Origin of the sequence: Mesorhizobium sp. 1M-11, from assembly GCF_001303895.1 — a bacterium.
Taxonomy (GTDB): Bacteria; Pseudomonadota; Alphaproteobacteria; order Rhizobiales; family Rhizobiaceae; genus Mesorhizobium.
This window is the reverse complement of record NZ_LJSD01000058.1, coordinates 95,057-111,009: the sequence shown is the minus strand read 5'-3', so window position 1 is coordinate 111,009 and position 15,953 is coordinate 95,057. Positions and strand designations below refer to the sequence as shown.

The 15,953-nt window shown below is 61.8% G+C and carries 14 protein-coding genes; 2 read left to right on the top strand and 12 right to left on the bottom strand.

The features are described 5' to 3' along the window. Nucleotides 1-30: 30 nt before the first annotated feature. The 11 genes from AO692_RS26195 to AO692_RS26145 form a co-directional block, all read right to left on the bottom strand. A complete protein-coding gene (locus tag AO692_RS26195) occupies nucleotides 31-1,839 on the bottom strand; it encodes an ABC transporter ATP-binding protein (protein ID WP_082407564.1) in 1,809 nt (602 codons plus the stop codon). Beyond that, entirely contained in the window at nucleotides 1,836-2,780 is a 945-nt protein-coding gene (locus AO692_RS26190) for an acetamidase/formamidase family protein (protein ID WP_054313007.1), read from the bottom strand. Before AO692_RS26190 ends, AO692_RS26195 begins: the two co-directional genes overlap by 4 nt. After that, on the bottom strand, nucleotides 2,770-4,413 hold the full coding sequence (locus AO692_RS26185) for an ABC transporter substrate-binding protein (protein WP_054313006.1): 1,644 nt from the start codon (nucleotides 4,411-4,413) through the stop codon (nucleotides 2,770-2,772). Before AO692_RS26185 ends, AO692_RS26190 begins: the two co-directional genes overlap by 11 nt. A gap of 42 nt (nucleotides 4,414-4,455) precedes the next feature. Continuing rightward, entirely contained in the window at nucleotides 4,456-5,376 is a 921-nt protein-coding gene (locus AO692_RS26180; RefSeq protein WP_054313005.1) for an ABC transporter permease, read from the bottom strand. Next, nucleotides 5,373-6,239, bottom strand: a complete 867-nt coding sequence (locus tag AO692_RS26175) for an ABC transporter permease (protein WP_200911788.1) — start codon at nucleotides 6,237-6,239, stop codon at nucleotides 5,373-5,375. The genes AO692_RS26180 and AO692_RS26175 overlap by 4 nt, the downstream gene beginning before the upstream one ends. Before the next feature lie 19 nt (nucleotides 6,240-6,258). Further along, entirely contained in the window at nucleotides 6,259-6,864 is a 606-nt protein-coding gene (locus AO692_RS26170) for an ANTAR domain-containing protein (protein WP_054313003.1), read from the bottom strand. After that, complete coding sequence (locus AO692_RS26165) at nucleotides 6,861-7,994, bottom strand: transporter substrate-binding protein (protein ID WP_054313002.1); 1,134 nt, start codon at nucleotides 7,992-7,994, stop codon at nucleotides 6,861-6,863. Before AO692_RS26165 ends, AO692_RS26170 begins: the two co-directional genes overlap by 4 nt. 179 nt (nucleotides 7,995-8,173) lie before the next feature. Beyond that, nucleotides 8,174-9,565: a glutathione-disulfide reductase gene (gene gor / locus AO692_RS26160; protein ID WP_054313001.1), complete on the bottom strand. Its 1,392-nt coding sequence runs from the start codon at nucleotides 9,563-9,565 to the stop codon at nucleotides 8,174-8,176. 111 nt (nucleotides 9,566-9,676) lie between these two features. Beyond that, nucleotides 9,677-10,294 (bottom strand): DUF2059 domain-containing protein, encoded by a 618-nt coding sequence (locus AO692_RS26155; RefSeq protein WP_054313000.1) that lies wholly within the window; start codon nucleotides 10,292-10,294, stop codon nucleotides 9,677-9,679. Nucleotides 10,295-10,314: 20 nt separating this feature from the next. After that, entirely contained in the window at nucleotides 10,315-11,013 is a 699-nt protein-coding gene (rpiA, locus tag AO692_RS26150) for a ribose-5-phosphate isomerase RpiA (RefSeq protein WP_054312999.1), read from the bottom strand. 96 nt (nucleotides 11,014-11,109) lie between these two features. Next, a complete protein-coding gene (locus AO692_RS26145; protein WP_244483495.1) occupies nucleotides 11,110-12,039 on the bottom strand; it encodes an alpha/beta fold hydrolase in 930 nt (309 codons plus the stop codon). A 14-nt stretch (nucleotides 12,040-12,053) separates the two neighbouring features. On the opposite strand from AO692_RS26145, the gene AO692_RS26140 reads away from it, so the two are divergent. Further along, nucleotides 12,054-12,239, top strand: coding sequence for a hypothetical protein (locus AO692_RS26140; RefSeq protein ID WP_054312998.1), 186 nt, complete (start codon nucleotides 12,054-12,056; stop codon nucleotides 12,237-12,239). Here AO692_RS26140 and AO692_RS26135 read toward each other — a convergent pair. Then, nucleotides 12,226-14,136 carry an ABC transporter ATP-binding protein/permease gene (locus AO692_RS26135; protein WP_054313041.1) on the bottom strand — a complete coding sequence of 637 codons (1,911 nt, stop codon included), beginning with the start codon at nucleotides 14,134-14,136 and terminating at the stop codon, nucleotides 12,226-12,228. The genes AO692_RS26140 and AO692_RS26135 overlap by 14 nt on opposite strands. Nucleotides 14,137-14,569: 433 nt before the next feature. On the opposite strand from AO692_RS26135, the gene AO692_RS26130 reads away from it, so the two are divergent. Then, complete coding sequence (locus tag AO692_RS26130; protein ID WP_054313040.1) at nucleotides 14,570-15,943, top strand: 3-deoxy-7-phosphoheptulonate synthase class II; 1,374 nt, start codon at nucleotides 14,570-14,572, stop codon at nucleotides 15,941-15,943. The last annotated feature ends 10 nt before the right edge of the window (nucleotides 15,944-15,953 follow it).

Below are 15,953 nucleotides of genomic sequence, written 5' to 3'. Positions count from 1 at the left end.
CTCGATACAAGCAGTGTGACCGGCTGCAGCCTAGTGGGCTGCGACCAAATGGCCGTCGCCGACATCCTGCAGCAGCAGTTTCGCGGGTGGGTCGCCGACCCGACGAACCGGACTTGCGATCTCGCTGTCCAGTCGGGCGAACCGTGTCCGCCGACGAGCGGGATCGGGCACCGGAACCGCTTCGATCAGCCGTTTCGTGTAGGGATGGCGCGGATTGGCGAAAACCTGCTCGCTCCTGCCCATCTCCACGATCTGGCCGAGATACATCACCGCCACCTTGTCGGAAATGTTCTCGACCACAGCCATGTCGTGCGAAATGAAAAGATAGGCGACGCCGAACTCGCTTTGCAGTTCCTTGAGGAGTTTCAGCACGCGCGCCTGAACCGAAACATCGAGTGCCGAAACGCTTTCATCGGCGATGATCAGTTTAGGCCGCAGCGCCAATGCGCGCGCGATGCAGATGCGCTGGCGCTGGCCGCCCGAGAACTCATGCGGATAACGCTCCATCTGGTCGACGGTGAGGCCGACACGCTCGAACAGTGCCGCAACGCGGTCCGTCCGTTCTTTTGGAGTGCCGATCCCATGGATCAGCAAAGGCTCCGCGACCAGATCGCCGACAGGCATGCGCGGATCGAGCGAGGCGTACGGGTCCTGGAAGATCATTTGGATGTCCCGGCGCACCGCCTTGCGCTCGTCTCGACCCAATCCTGCAAGATTACGCCCGCCTATGGCAATGTCGCCGCTATAGGGCAGGAGCCCGGCAAGTGCCTTTGCGGTTGTGGATTTGCCGCAGCCGGATTCGCCCACCAGCGACAGGGTTTCATTCGGCGCGATCGAGAAGCTGACGCCTTCCACGGCGTGAACGCGGCGCGTGACGCGGCCGAAGAAACCGCCATGCAGGTCGAAACGCACATGGAGTTCGCGGACTTCGGCAACAGCGGCAGGTTTTGCCGGTTCCGCCGACTTGCCCGATGCCACGGCGCGCCCTGAGCCCATCCTGGGTACGGCGCCAAGCAGTTCGCGCGTGTAGTCGACCTGCGGCCGCTCGAAGATGTCGGTGATGGTGCCTTGCTCGATCATGCGGCCATTGCGCATGATGATCACCCGATCCGCCATTTCAGCGACGACGCCCATGTCGTGGGTGATCAGGATCACCGCGGTGCCTTGCTCGCGCTGAAGATCGCGCAGCAATTCCAGAACCTCGCCCTGCACCGTGACATCGAGTGCCGTGGTCGGCTCGTCGGCGATCAGCACGTCTGGCTTCAAGGCCAGCGCCATGGCGATCATGACGCGCTGGCGCATGCCGCCGGAAAGCTCGTGTGGGAACTGTTTCAGCCGGCTCTCGGCTTCGGGAATGCGGACTGCCTTCAGCGCTTCGATGGCGCGGGCACGTGCATCGCCTCCGCTTAAGTTGGTATGGACCTCGATTGCTTCGATCAACTGGCGCCCGATCGACAGAACCGGGTTCAGCGAGGTCATCGGTTCCTGGAAGATCATCGCGACGCGGTTGCCGCGAACCGCCTGCATGCGCTTTTCGCTGAGTGCCGTGAGGTCGAGATCGCCGAGCCGGATCGAGCCGGCCGAAACGCGTGCTTGCGGTTGCGGCAACAGCCCCATGATCGCCAGCGAGGTCATTGATTTGCCGGAACCGGACTCGCCTGCGATGCACAGCGTTTCGCCGCGAGCCAGCGTAAAGGAGAGATCGGAGACCACCGCCCGTTCGCCCTCTTCCCCGCGTACGGAAACAGTAAGGCCAGAGACGGTTAGCACCGGCCTCCTCTCTGGATCTTCAGGCGCGGCAGTTGCCGCGCCTGCCTTTATACCCGCGGCTGCGATCATTCGAACACGCAACGCGGGAAATAGAACGACACCACCCAGTTCGGCATGTCGACAATCTCGCTGATCCTAAGGTCGCCACAGACCGAAACCAGCATATAGGCATCGACCGGATCCATCTGGTAGTGGGCCGCGAGCAGGTCGACCATTTGGGCAACCGCTTCCTTGGCGCCCGTCATCAGGTCGGGCCCGATGCCGGTCGTGACCTCGTAACCCTTGGCGTCGAGGTGGCGCGTCACCGGACCCGGCGTGGTGAAGCGCGGCATCTTCAGCCGGGCATCCTTGACCAGATCAAGGGTGAGCACGACATCCATCGGGCTTTCGATCGCGGTGCCACAGACTTCACCGTCGCCCTGGGCGGCATGCGTGTCGCCCACCGAGAACAGCGCGCCGGCCACTTCTACCGGAAGATAGAGCGTGGTGCCCGCGGCAAGGTCGCGGATGTCGAGATTGCCGCCGACGCGACGCGGCGGCACCACGGAATGCAGGCCCTTTTGCGCCGGCGCATTGCCGATGGTGCCGGCGAAGGGCTTGAGCGGCACACGACCATTCTTGCCGAACAGCGCCGGTTCCAGCGAATTGACGTCATACTTCCAAACTGCCAGAGCCGGCTCCTTGAAGTCGTCGGCAAGCAAGCCAAAACCCGGAATGTTCGCCGTCCAGCCGAAGCCGGACGGTTTGAACTGCTCGATGGTGATTTTCAGCGCGTCGCCAGGTTCCGCCCCTTCGACATGGATCGGCCCGGTTACAGGGTTGATCTTGCCGAAGTCGAGCCGGGCGATGTCCGCGACCGTGCTGTCGGGCTGCAACTGGCCGCCGGAGGAATCCAGGCAGTTGAACTCGATGGTGGAGCCGGGTTCCACCCGTTCGGCCGGGACGAAGGAATTGTCCCAGCCGAAATGATGATGACGCCCGTGGATCGTATAGTTGCAGTTATTGCACATCGTTCACATACACATAGTCGTAGTTGATCGGGATATGGACCGGGTCGACGTAGAGCTTGTCGTCGCCCGCCATGCGTGGCGAGCGCATGGTGAAACGCTGTTCGTTGAACACCGGCGCCCACGGCGCGTCTTCCATGACCTTGGCGTAAATCTCGCCCCACAGCTTGTAGCGTTCGTCGGCCTTGGCTGGGTCGACGATGGAGTCGGCCTTGGCCGCCTTGTCATCAAGATCCTTGTTGCAGTACCAGGCCCAGTTCCAACCACCCTGAACGGCGCCGCCACAGCCCAGGATTGGGCCGTAGAAGTTGGATGGATCGGGGAAGTCGGCGATCCATGCCATGCCGCCCGACCAGATCATCGGAGCGCCGGCCTTGTCGCCGCCGGCCGCGATCACATTCGCCTGCGCCAGAGACTGGATCGACGCCTTGATGCCGATGGCTGCGAGATCCTGCTGGATCGCCTGGGCGATGCGCGGATTGGGATCGGTGTTCATGACGAAAAGTTGTGTCTCGAAGCCATCCGCATGACCGGCCTCGCCAAGCAGCGCCTTGGCCTTCTCGACATCGTATTTGTAGCCGGCGAAGTTCTTGTCGTAGCCAGGCATCGACGGCGGAAGCGGCTGGTTGGCCGGTACCGCACGGTTGTTGATGATCTTGACGATGCGTTCCTTGTTGATGGCCATGTTGACGGCCTGGCGCACCTTCACATTGTCGAACGGTGCCATGGTGGTGTTCATGGTGGCGTAGCCGGTCTGCAACTGGCCGCCTTCGACCACACGCGCCTTTTGCGCGGGATCGGCCATCACTTCCTGGAACTTGGCTGGCGGGATGCCGTCGCCCGGCACGTCGACTTCGCCCTTCTGCAGGCGCAGCAGCGCCACGATTGGCTCCTGGCCGATCTCGAAGGTGATCTTGTCGAGATAGGGCAGGCCCTTGTGCCAGTAGTCGGCATTGCGCTCGAACACGAGGCGCTGGCCGAGCGTCCATTCGCCAAGCTTGTAGGCACCGGTGCCGACCGGATGCTTGCCGAAGTCGGCGCCGTATTTCTCGACCTCTTCCTTCGGCACGACATGGCTGAAATTGATCGCCATCACGTGCAGGAAGGTGGCGTCCGGCCGCGACAGTTCGATCTTGACGGTCGCGGGGTCGACCACAGTGACGCCGGCCAGGCTTTCGGCCTTGCCGCCTGCTACGTCCTCGTAACCCTTGATCGAGGCGAAGAAACCGGCGCCGGGGCTCTGCGTCTTCGGATTGGTGACGCGGTCGAGCGAATATTTGACGTCGTCGGCCGTCATCTCGCGGCCATTATGGAATTTCACGCCTTTGCGCAGCTTGAAGGTGAAGGTCGTACCATCCGGCGAGATCTCGTAGCTTTCGGCAAGTTCAGGCCGCAGATTGGTTGTGCCGGGTTCATAGTCCATCAGGCCGTCGAACAAGCTCTTGATCATCGACCAGTTCTGCCAGTCATAGCCGATCGCCGGGTCGAGTGTTGCGACATCGTCCTTGTAGGTGATGGTGATGGCGCCGCCCTGCTTGGCGTTCGGGTCGAGCTTCTCATCGGCGGATGCGGGCGCGAGGCCAAGCACCAGCGCCAGCGCCGAGGCGGCTACGGTTGAGGCCAGATATTTCTTCATGTTCTGTTCCCTTCTTGTCTTGTTTGTCGTTGGTTGCTGTTGTCAGCGCAGCTTGATGCGCGGATCGATGAACGGGGCGACGATGTCGGCAAGCAGGTTGCCCAGCACGATGGCGCAGGCTGAAACCAGCGTCACACCCATGATGATTGGAATGTCGACACGCTGGATCGCCTGCCAGGCGAGTTGGCCGATGCCCGGCCAGCCGAAGACGCTTTCCACGACCACGATGCCGCTCATGAACAGGCCGATGTCGATGCCGATCATGGCGACGACCGGCAGGATGGCGTTGGGCAGCGCGTGGCGGAAAAGGATGGCGTGGCGCGCGAGCCCTTTGGCGCGAGCGGTGCGGATATAGTCCTGACGCAGCACGTCGATCATCGACGAGCGCATCATGCGCGAGTACCAGCCGGCCCCGAGGATGCCGAGCGTCAGCGAGGGCAGCACCGCGTGCTGCCAGGTGCCGTAACCGCCGATCGGGAACCAGCCGAGCTGGACGGCAAAGACGTAGAGCAGCAGCAGGCCGACCACGAATTGCGGCGCCGAGACACCGATGAAGGAACCGACCATCAATGTCTGGTCGGTGGCACTGCCGCGTTTCGCGGCTGCGATCAGACCCATAGTCAGGCCGATCGCCAGTTCGCACAGGATCGCACCCACCATCAGAATGAGGCTTGCCGGCAGGCGCGAGACAATCAGTTCGGTGACTTCGGAGCGCTGGATGTAGGAGCGGCCGAGATCGCCCGAGAGCAGATTGGTGAGATAGCGCCAGTACTGCACGACAAACGGTTGGTCGAGACCGAGTTGCTGGCGAATGCTTTCCACTGTCTGCGGCGTGGCGCTGCGGCCGGCGATCTGGCGCACCGGATCGGCCGGCAGCAGATAAAGCAGGGCGAAGGTGATGATCGAGACGCCGAGAAGAATGAGTGCGGCCTGGATCAGGCGGCGGGTAAGATAAGCGATCATGCCCGTCCCCTCTGCGTCGGATCGAGAATGTCGCGCAGCGCATCACCAACCAGGTTGAAGGCGAGCGCCAGGGCAAGGATGGCCGCACCCGGGAAGAAGACCAGCCAGGGGGCAGCCTGGAAGTAGGTCTGGTTCTCAAAGATGATGTTGCCCCAGGACGCGGTGGGCGGCTGTACGCCGATGCCGAGGTAGGACAGCGTTGCTTCCAGCAGCACCGTGGTCGAAATGCCGAGCGTACCCCACACGATGATGGTGGGCAGAAGGTGCGGCAGGATGTGGCGGAACAGGATGCGCGGTGTGCTGGCGCCGATGGTGCGCTCGGCATCGATGAATTCGCGCTCGGCCAGGGAACTGGTTTCCGTGAACACGACGCGAGCAGTCTGTACCCAGTTCACCAGGGCAATGACCATGGCGACGATCCACAGGCTCGGCTGGAAGACGGCGGCGAGGCAGATGGCGAGCAGCAGTGCCGGAAAGGCCATCATCAGGTCGGTGAACCGCATCAGCGTGCCGCCGATCCAGCCACGGAAGTAGCCGGCGGTGACCCCGACCAGCGTTCCTATGAACAGGGCAGCCCCATTGGCGACGATGCCGATGATGAGCGAGGTTCGTGCGCCGTACAGGATGCGGGTCAGAAGATCCCTTCCAAGCAGATCGGTACCCAGCCAGAACGCGGCATTGGGCGGCAGCGGTGCGCCTTCGAGCGTCAACCCGTCAAACAGCTGTTCGTTGGGATCGTAGGCCGTCAGCCATGGCGCGAAGATCGCGCCGAGAACAGTGACGGCGATGATGATAAGTCCGATGACGGCGAGGGGCCGTTTCAGCAGCCGACCGAGCACACCCACCCGACGTTTCGCCGGCATGGGTGCCGTGATCGGCGCGTCAGGCGCGATAGGGGTGGTCAATGCCGCCCTCCTGTTCGGTCATGGCGACAACCCGGCGCGCAGCGTCTTCGAGGTTCACCTGCCAACTCATGGCGAGCGAACGCAGTTGCGCATAAGCGCGCTCGTCGTCGATGCCCTGGCTGGACAAGGCTGCTACGGCGCGCACAATGGTCTGGCGCTCGGCCACGCGCGCCTGCAGCGTGGCAATCTCGTCGGCCAGCTGCCGACGCGCGGCAAAACTCTGACGGGCGATCAACAGCGCCGAATAGACACCGGAATTGCCGACCGGTTTCAAAAGCTGGGCATCGGCATTGTGCGACAGTGCCCATTCGATGCGCCCCGGTGCTTCGGAGCCGATCAGCGCGATGATCGGCATCGGCGCTTCGCCTGGTACCCAGGGAAACTGCTCGTCGAAGCCGAGGTCGACATCGAAGAAGACGAAATCCGCACCGAGCGCCTCCGACGGCAGTTCCGGCCAGCAATCGGTGGCGGAAAGCCCGATAGCGGAAAGCTGGCGTAGGATGGCGTTGAGGTTGGCATGCGGCCGATGCAGCACGAAAGCTTTCGCACCACCAAGAATGGGAATGCGGGCGGCGCGCTTCATGACACCACCTTCAGCTTGCGACGGCCGAATACCTTGGCGCGGTCATAACGCGACAGGTAAGGGTCTGGCTCGACTGTCTTGGCAATGCTGACTTTTTCGAAGCCGCCATTGGCGATACGGCCAATTTCGACGGGCAGCGTCGCATGCTGCGTTTGTGGATCGATGCTGATCGCGCCGAATGGCGTGTTGAAGCTGTTCTGTGCAAAGGCGGCGGACAGATCGCTCGGGCTGGCGTCGCCGTTTGAAGCGAGGGTCGATGCCAGAACCTTCACGCAAGCATAGGCAGAGGCCTGGAAGGAGGAGGGCCGCGAACCGTCATGTTCGGGTTGGCCAACCAGCCAGACTTCCTTGACGGAAGCGTCATGGAAATAGGGGCCGGCGGAAAGATGACCGTCGCCGGCGGCACCAATAGCCGGCAGCTCGCATTCGGTCAGGTTGCAGGAGACGATCGGACAGCGCTGAGGCGTGAAATGATCGTCCTGCCGCGACATTTCCGCATAGGCCTGGAAGAAGGCATAGGAGGAGGGGCCGATGAGATTGTTGAGGATGAAGTCCGGTCGCGTTGCACGAATTTCTTCGATCAGCCGCGATACGTCTGTTTCTCCGAGCGGCAGGTAGCGTTCGCCAAGCACCCGTCCGCCGGCATCGGCAATCAGATCGCGGGCCACGCGATTGGTTTCCCAGCCCCAGATGTAATTGGAGCCGGTCAGGAAGCCGTTGGCGCCGTAAAGAGGTATGATGTGTCCGAGCAGCGGCACGAGATGCTGATTGGGGCATGCATGCATGTAGACGACATGCTCATTGGCCTCGAAGCCTTCGTAAGGGCACGCATACCAGAGCGTGCCGCCCGCTTTTTCGAGAACCGGAATGATTTCCTTGCGGCTCCAGGAAGTCACGCCGCCGATGATGTGGCGGGCGCTTGAATTGCGCAGAATGTCTTCCGTGAGCGTCGCATAGCGGTCTGCGTTGCCTTGCGGGTCGCGTTCGATAGGAACGAACTCTATGGGGGAAAAAGGGTCGGCGTTGATCGCGGCGACGGCCTGCATGGCGCCGCGATGACAGGCTTCCGAGACGAGCTGGTAATTCCCGGAACGGGAATACAGAATGCCGATCTCGACGCGGCGTTTCACCAGCGATACCCCCCAAAAACGAAAAATGCCCCGCAGCCATCGCCGTCGGGCGAGGCATACGAGGCACGCTTGCCGTCCGGCTAACAAGGCCGGTATTTTGTCCTTAAACTATCCCGTGCTTCTCTACAGTCAAGAGTGGGCGGACTGATTTCCGCCGGCAACGAACGGGTAGCGAGGCGCTAATCGACCCGTTCGCCGTTTTTGACGCGGTAGGTGGGTTTGTACATGGTGACGAGCTCTTCGGCTGCAGTCGGGTGCACAGCCATGGTGCGGTCGAAATCGTCCTTGGTCAGGCGCGCCTTGATCGGAATGCCGAGAAGTTGCGCCATCTCGCCGGCATCGGGGCCGAGGATATGCGCGCCGAGCACCTTGCGGCTCAGTGCATCCACCACCAGCTTCATCAGCATCTTTTCGTCTCGCCCGGCCAGCGTGTGGCGCATCGGCCGGAAGACGGCGCGGTAGACTTCCAGTTCGTCGAAACGCTTGGCGGCGTCGTCTTCGGAAAGGCCTACGGTGCCGATCTCCGGCTGCGAGAACACCGCGGTGGCGATGGTGTCGTGATCCGGTGAGATCGGATTGTTCTTGAAGGCCGTCTCGACAAAACACATCGCTTCGTGAATGGCGACAGGGGTAAGTTGGACGCGATTGGTGACGTCCCCCACCGCCCAGATGTTGTCGACATTGGTGCGGGAATACTGGTCGACGATGACCGCGCCAATCGGCGACAGCTCAACGCCAGCAACCTCGAGGCCCAGCTTTTCGGTATTCGGTTGCCGACCGATGGCGAGCATCATCTGATCGACGGTGAGCACGTCACCTCCCGTCACCCGCACGTCGAGCCGACCATCGGGGCGGCGCTTCACCTCTTCGGAAACAGTGCGGCAGAGGATGCGGATGCCCTTCTTTTCCATGGTTTCGTGCAAGGTGCGGCGCAGATCCATGTCGAAGCGGCTGAGGATTTCCGTGCCGCGGTAGATCAGGGTCGTTTCCACCCCAAGCCCATGGAAAATGTTGGCGAATTCGACTGCTATGTAACCGCCGCCTTCGATGGCGATCGCCTTCGGCAGTTCGGCCAGGTGAAACGCCTCGTTGGAGGTGATGCAGTGCTCATGGCCAGGCAGTGCCGGATGTGCGGCCGGGCGCCCGCCGGTGGCGATCAGGATCTGGTCGGCAGTGATGGTGCGGTTTTCTGCCTCGAGCCTGATGGTGTGGCGGTCGATGAGGGTGGCGCGGGTCTGGAAGGTTTCACCGCCGGCGCCCTGGACGCCTTTGGCGTAAAGTCCTTCCAGCCTTGCGATCTCACGGTCCTTGTTGGCGATCAATGTCTGCCAGTCGAAACTCGCCTGCGGCACGGTCCAGCCGTAACCGGCGGCATCCTCGAAATGCTCCGGAAACTGGGAGGCATAGACGAAGAGTTTCTTCGGCACGCAGCCACGGATCACACAGGTGCCGCCGAAACGGTATTCCTCGGCGACGCCGACCTTCTTGCCAAGCGCCGCCGACACCCGTGCCGCTCGCACGCCGCCCGAGCCGCCGCCGATAACGAAAAGGTCGTAGTCGTAAGCGCTCATGGCGAAATCCTGGTTCCTTGTGCGACGCAGGTCACAGGTAGGCGTCGAATCGCCAAAAGAAAAGCCCGGTCGTGGCCGGGCTTTTGATCCAGTCGCACTGACAGGCCGCGATCAGTTGGCGCTGCCATCCGCCGGTGCGGCACCTTCGGCCGGAGCTACTCCACCGGCTGGCGCGGCACCCTCTGCCGGAGCGGTTCCGTCGGTCGGGGTCGGGGTGGGAGCCTTGGCGCCTGCCGCAGCCTGCAGCGCTTCGCCAACCTGCTGGGCGAGGTCGCGGGCGACGCCGTTCTGCCAGATTTCAGCAGCTTTCACGAGCTCGCGCGTCACGATCGGGCCGCTGTCGAGCAACTTCTTGCCGGTCTCGGACTGATAGAAGGTAGCGATGTTGTTGAGGTCCTGCTCGGAGAACACCTTGGCATAGGCTGTCGCCGCTTCCTTCTCCAGATCGGCGCGGCGCGAGGCCAGCGCGAGGGCTTTGGCATTGATCGTCTGACTGATCAGTTCCTGCAGGTCGGGGTTCTTCTGGATCAACTGTGCCTCGAGGGCGGCAGCCGCCTGCGGAAGGATGCTGTCGAACGGGTCGGTCGCACGAATGGCGCCTACGGCGGCGCGTGCCGCCTTGAGGTGCGATTCGGAGATTTCCTGGGCGAAGGAAGGAGCTGCAAAGGCAACGACAGCAGCGGTCGCCAGCATCATGGAAAGACGACGAACCCGGTTATTCAACATCATGATCGGAAAGACTCCCTTGTTTATCGGGGTGCGTGGACAGTTTCGATGCCATTGGCACCTGCAACGACCGCCGCGGACGCCAGCCCGATGAAAAGACCGTGCTCTACCACGCCAGGAATGGCATGCAGGGCATTCGATAGCGCTCTTGTATTCGGAATGCGGCCAAAAGATGCATCGAGGATGAAATGACCGCCGTCTGTAACAAATGGCTGGCCCGCCGTCATCCTCAATGTGATCGGCCCTGAAAGGCCGAGTTCGCGTGCCGCCGCGGCAACCGCGATCTCCGTGGCGCGCAGGCCGAAGCGGTTGACCTCGATGGGCAGCGGAAAGCGGCCGAGCGTATCGACAAGCTTCGAACGGTCGGCGATCACGATCATACGCTGTGAGGCTGCGGCTACGATCTTTTCACGCAGCAAGGCGCCACCGCCGCCTTTGATGAGGGTGAGTTCAGGATCGATTTCATCGGCGCCATCGACGGTGAGGTCGAGTTCGGGCATCTCCTCGAGCGTCGCCAGCGGTACGCCGAGTTCGGTACATAGCGCGGCCGTCCGTTCGGAGGTCGGCACGCCGATGACGGAAAGGCCCGTCGCGACCTTTTCGGCCAGCAGACGGACGAATTCCTCCGCCGTCGAGCCGGTGCCGATGCCCAGCCGCATGCCATCCGTGACATGGGCAAGGGCTGCCCTCGCGGATTCGATCTTCAACTGCCTGGCATCCATGGTCGGAATTCGTTGCTCCGCGCCTTCGTTGCCGGGCTCCTAGCATTTTTGTCTGCACGGTCAAAGGGTATGAGGGCAGGCGGTGCGCTTCTAGGCCTATTGTGTCGGTGGACTGCCTGCGGTGAATTCCGTGCCATCGAGCAACCAGGCCAGAAATGGCGGCCACAGCGTCTCGGCGAAGCGCGACCGGAAGAAACCGAGATGGCCGATGGGACTGCCTGCGTCCTTCGGCGAAATCCAGCGCCTTAAGATTGGCGCATGGTCGTAGTGCTTCATCAGCGAAACCACGGCACGTTCCGTTCCCCATGGATCGTCTGTCATGCGCAGAGACAGGATGGGCGTGTGCACCTTGGTAAAACGTGCGGTTTCCTCGAGATCGGGATCGTCGAAGAAATAGTCCGGCATCGAACACCACCGTGCCCAGTCGCGGAAAACCGTCGCAGGGATCGGTTCACCGAGACGCATCCATTTCGGCATGTCGCGAAACAGGAGGGAAAGCGGCACGCCAAGCAGGAACATGCGCGGCCCCGCCCATCTGTCGTCAAGGCCTCGGTGATAGCCCGACATGACCGCAACCATCCCATAGCGGGCGAATCGGTCGGAAATGCCGCTCAAACCCAGTGCCTGGCCGCCATAGGATTGCCCAACGCCGACCATGGGATGCCCGGGGGCAATCGCGTCGAGCGTCTTGGCTGCCGCCGGCATGTCGTGCAGTGCCCAATCGGCCATGCCGATGCGCTTCGACCAGCTCCTGGGGCGGATGGAGTCGCCTGTGCCGCGATAGTCATAGATGAGAACGCCGCGCGCATCGGCCTTTACAGCCGCCGTGGCAAAGGCGGCATAGAAGCCGCGTGGTACTGCGGTGGCAGATGAGATCAGGATGAGTGGCTTCTGCCCGTCGCCTTCGAACAACGTGCCGGCGAGAGGAAAGCCGTCGTCAGCCTCAAAGCGGATATCGCGTTTGCGCACTTCCAGAGCGTTCTGGTGCGCGTCGGCTTGGGCGGATTGCGCGAGGGAAGGTGTCATCGATCCTGCCTCCCATGATCGAAGCCAACGCTACCATTGACGTGAACGTCAAAGTCAAGATGATGACGAACGATGAATTCACTGCCCTCGGGCACCCCTACTGGTTTGAGGACCAGCAGAGCAGCCACCAGCTTGCCAGCGGAAGAAGTCAAGCCAAAGCGATTGAAATGACTTGCAGTCGAGCTGTTATTTCTGCCTGAGCCGCATGCGGGTAATGCGGGCCCAGCCATCCTCCAGCATAGGCGTCCTGGCGATTGGCCGAGCAGGTGGATTGGCAAGGATCGTGGTGATTTCCCGTGGCAGGGTCGGGACGAGCGGCTTCTTGGTGGCGACACCATCGGCGATGCTAAGCACGCTGTTGTAGAATTCCTCGCCGGTCGCCGAGCGCGGCGGGATCGCCTCGTGCATCACGCTGATGACGATAACGTCCGGGCAATTGTCCTTGATCGCCTGGTGGAAGGCGACCTTGCCGTCCGGGTCCAGTGCAGCTGTCGCTTCGTCCAGGAACAGCAGGCCCGGCTGCTGCAAAAGGATACGGGCAACGATCAACTTCTGCTTCTGGCCGCCAGAAAGGATCTGGTCCCAGCTGTGATTGTCGCGCGTGCCTTCGGACAGATATTCGATGAATTCGCCCAGCCCGGCACGGTGCAGGGCGGCGGCGGCCTTGGTGTCGGAATGGTCGTCCGGAGAATCAGGCAGGCAGACCAGTTCCTTCAGCGAGACCGGCGGCAGCTTCACCTCCTGCGCCGCATAGAAGGTTTTCACACCTTCCGGGAAGACGACTGTGCCGCGTCCGTAAGGCCACAGGCCGTTGATCGCTTTGATAAGCGAGGTTTTGCCGCTGCCGGATTCGCCTTTGAGGAAGGTCCATTCGCCGCGCCGGAAGCGCAGCCTTTCCGTCGTCACGAAGGGGGCGGCATCGACGCCTCTCTGCATCAGTTCGAGATGCTGGATGGTCAGGCCAAACACCGGGTTCTGGTGCGTGTAGCGGAAGTCAGAGTGACCGCTCTGGCGGTAGAAATCGGCTGGCTGCTGTACGTTTTCGATGGCTTCGGCCAGTTCGATGACGCGGCGGCTGTTGGCCCTGAGCGCTGCGATCGCCGGCATCACATGGATAAACCATGAACACTGGCTGATCAGCGAATTGACCAGTTCGGCGCCGGTTATATAGCCCTTGAGGTCGACCTTGTTGTGAATGAACGGGATGAGGCCCGGTCCATAGGCAACGATGCGGGCGCCGATGAAATTGTAGACCAGCTCAAAAGACGAATAGCCGGCGTTTACGCGATTCAGGCGTCCCCATGTCTGATCGATATCTTGATAGAGGCGGCCATGCATGGCCTTTTGCACCTCCTCGCCTCGCGCGGCGGCGACGTGGAAGGAGCGGCGCAACAGCGTCGTCAATTCGCCGCGATAGCTGCCTTCGGCCTGCTGCATCCTGACAGACAGCCGCTCAAGCATGCCGCCTAGCTTCATGGCGATCCATGTATTGAACGGGACATAGACCGCAACCGCAGCCAGCGCGAGTACGGCGCTGCCATAATCGCCCAGGAATTCCAGGCCTGCGACTTCAGTAGAGTCCGCGATCAGCTTCTGGCCGACAAAGAACAGCGAAGTAGCCACCGCCAGCACGCCCATGGCGAGCCCGATGGCACCGCCGGTCATGTCCTTGACCGATTCCTGTACACGCTGGTCGATGTTGTCGGGCCCGCTGCCTTCGGCTCCGTTCTGGGCATGGAAATGCGTGTGGTTGGCATCGAGCAGGGCATCATTGAAGCGGCCGTTCAGCCAGCCACGCCATTTGCGATGCAGCGTCGCCGAAACCAGCGTGCGGGTGCCGGTGATGCCAACGTCCTTGATGACAACGAGCAGAACCAGCCAGCCCGCATTGCTCAGCAGCGAGGTGAGGGGCGTGGTGTTGGCCGCATCGTGGAAGAAGGCGATGGAGTTGACCAGTTCGCCTGATGCTATCGCAAACCATACGCCTGTTTTGCTGGAGAGCGCCGTCAACAGAGCGATGATGGCGGCTAGCGCCCATGCTTCTTGCCACCGGTCCGAGAACCAGTAGGCCCGCATAAGGCCCCAGAAACCGCGCATCGATGAAACCGGCGTCTGGGTTGACGGTGCTGCCGGATCGTGGCGCCGCCGTCTCAGCATTGAATGTTTCGGTCGGTCGACCCGAATCACTTCCCGCCCAAACCTCTCTAGTTTTGTTACACAGAGTAACACCAATTGATCATTTTCCGTTAACATTCTCGGCAAATGCCGTGCAAGGGTCTGTGATTGGCTTCACCTGCGTGGCCTATCGGCCACAGTGACGCTCCGGTGAGATCTTATCCAGACAGCTGATTTGAGGCCCCTAGCGCAAATGGCGTAGGCCTCAAGAGGAGCACATAAGCCGTTCGCGTCCCTGCCAAATCCGGGGTAGAATAGGAAACCGGCTTCCTGTATGGAGCCGCATCTCCTTTATGGGGAGCGAAGGGCTTGGGCGATGGTGCCGAAGCGTGAAAAGCGCGTTGGGTGCGACAAAATGACAAAGTGGTCCCCGAATTCCTGGAGAGCGAAGCCGATCCAGCAGGTTCCCGCCTATCCGGATCTTGCCGCGCTGAAGGAGACCGAGGCACGCCTTGCCAGCTTTCCACCGCTGGTTTTCGCCGGGGAGGCCCGCAAGCTGAAGAAGCAGCTTGCGGCCGTGGCCAATGGTGAGGCTTTCCTGCTTCAGGGCGGCGATTGCGCGGAAAGCTTTGCGGAACATGGCGCGGACAACATCCGGGACTTCTTCCGCGTGTTTCTGCAGATGGCGGTCGTGCTCACCTTCGCGGGATCGCAGCCGGTGGTGAAGATCGGCCGCGTTGCCGGTCAGTTCGCCAAGCCGCGCTCATCCGACAATGAGACCAAGGGCGAACTCACCTTGCCCAGCTATCGTGGCGACATCATCAACGGCATCGAATTCGACGAGAAATCACGCGTGCCGGACCCCGCCCGCCAGGAAATGGCCTATCGTCAATCGGCGGCGACGCTCAATCTTCTGCGTGCCTTCGCCCAGGGCGGTTACGCCAGCCTGGAAAACGTGCATCGCTGGATGCTTGGCTTCGTTGCCGATAGCCCGCAGGCCGAGAAATACGAGGCGCTCGCCAACCGCATCACCGAAACCATGGATTTCATGCGGGCGGTTGGCATCACCTCGGAAACCAACTTCGCGCTGCGCGAAACGGATTTCTACACCAGCCACGAAGCGCTGCTGCTGGGTTACGAAGAGGCGCTGACCCGCGTCGACTCCACCTCCGGCGATTGGTATGCCACGTCCGGCCATATGATCTGGATCGGCGACCGCACTCGCCAGCCAGATCACGCGCATATTGAATATTGCCGCGGCATCAAGAACCCGCTTGGCCTGAAATGCGGCCCGTCGCTGACGCCGGACGGCTTGCTGGAACTGATCGACCTGCTCAATCCGGAAAACGAGCCGGGCCGACTCACGCTCATCGCGCGCTTCGGTGCCGATAAGGCTGTCGACCATCTGCCGAAGCTGGTGCGCGCGGTGAAGAATGCCGGCCGCAGCGTGGTGTGGTCGTGTGACCCGATGCACGGAAACACCATCACCGCCGCCGGCTACAAGACACGGCCGTTCGAGCGCATCCTGAAAGAGGTGCAGACCTTCTTCGAAGTACATCAGGCGGAAGGTACGCATGCCGGTGGCATCCATATCGAGATGACGGGCAAGAACGTCACCGAGTGCACCGGTGGCGCCCGCGCCATCATGGCGGAGGATCTGCAGAATCGCTATCACACCCACTGCGATCCGCGCCTCAATGCCGACCAGTCGATCGAACTGGCGTTCCTGGTGTCGGAATTGCTCAAGAAGAGCCATGTCCGCCAGCCGCATACCCAGGCGGCTGAATAAGACCATTGGA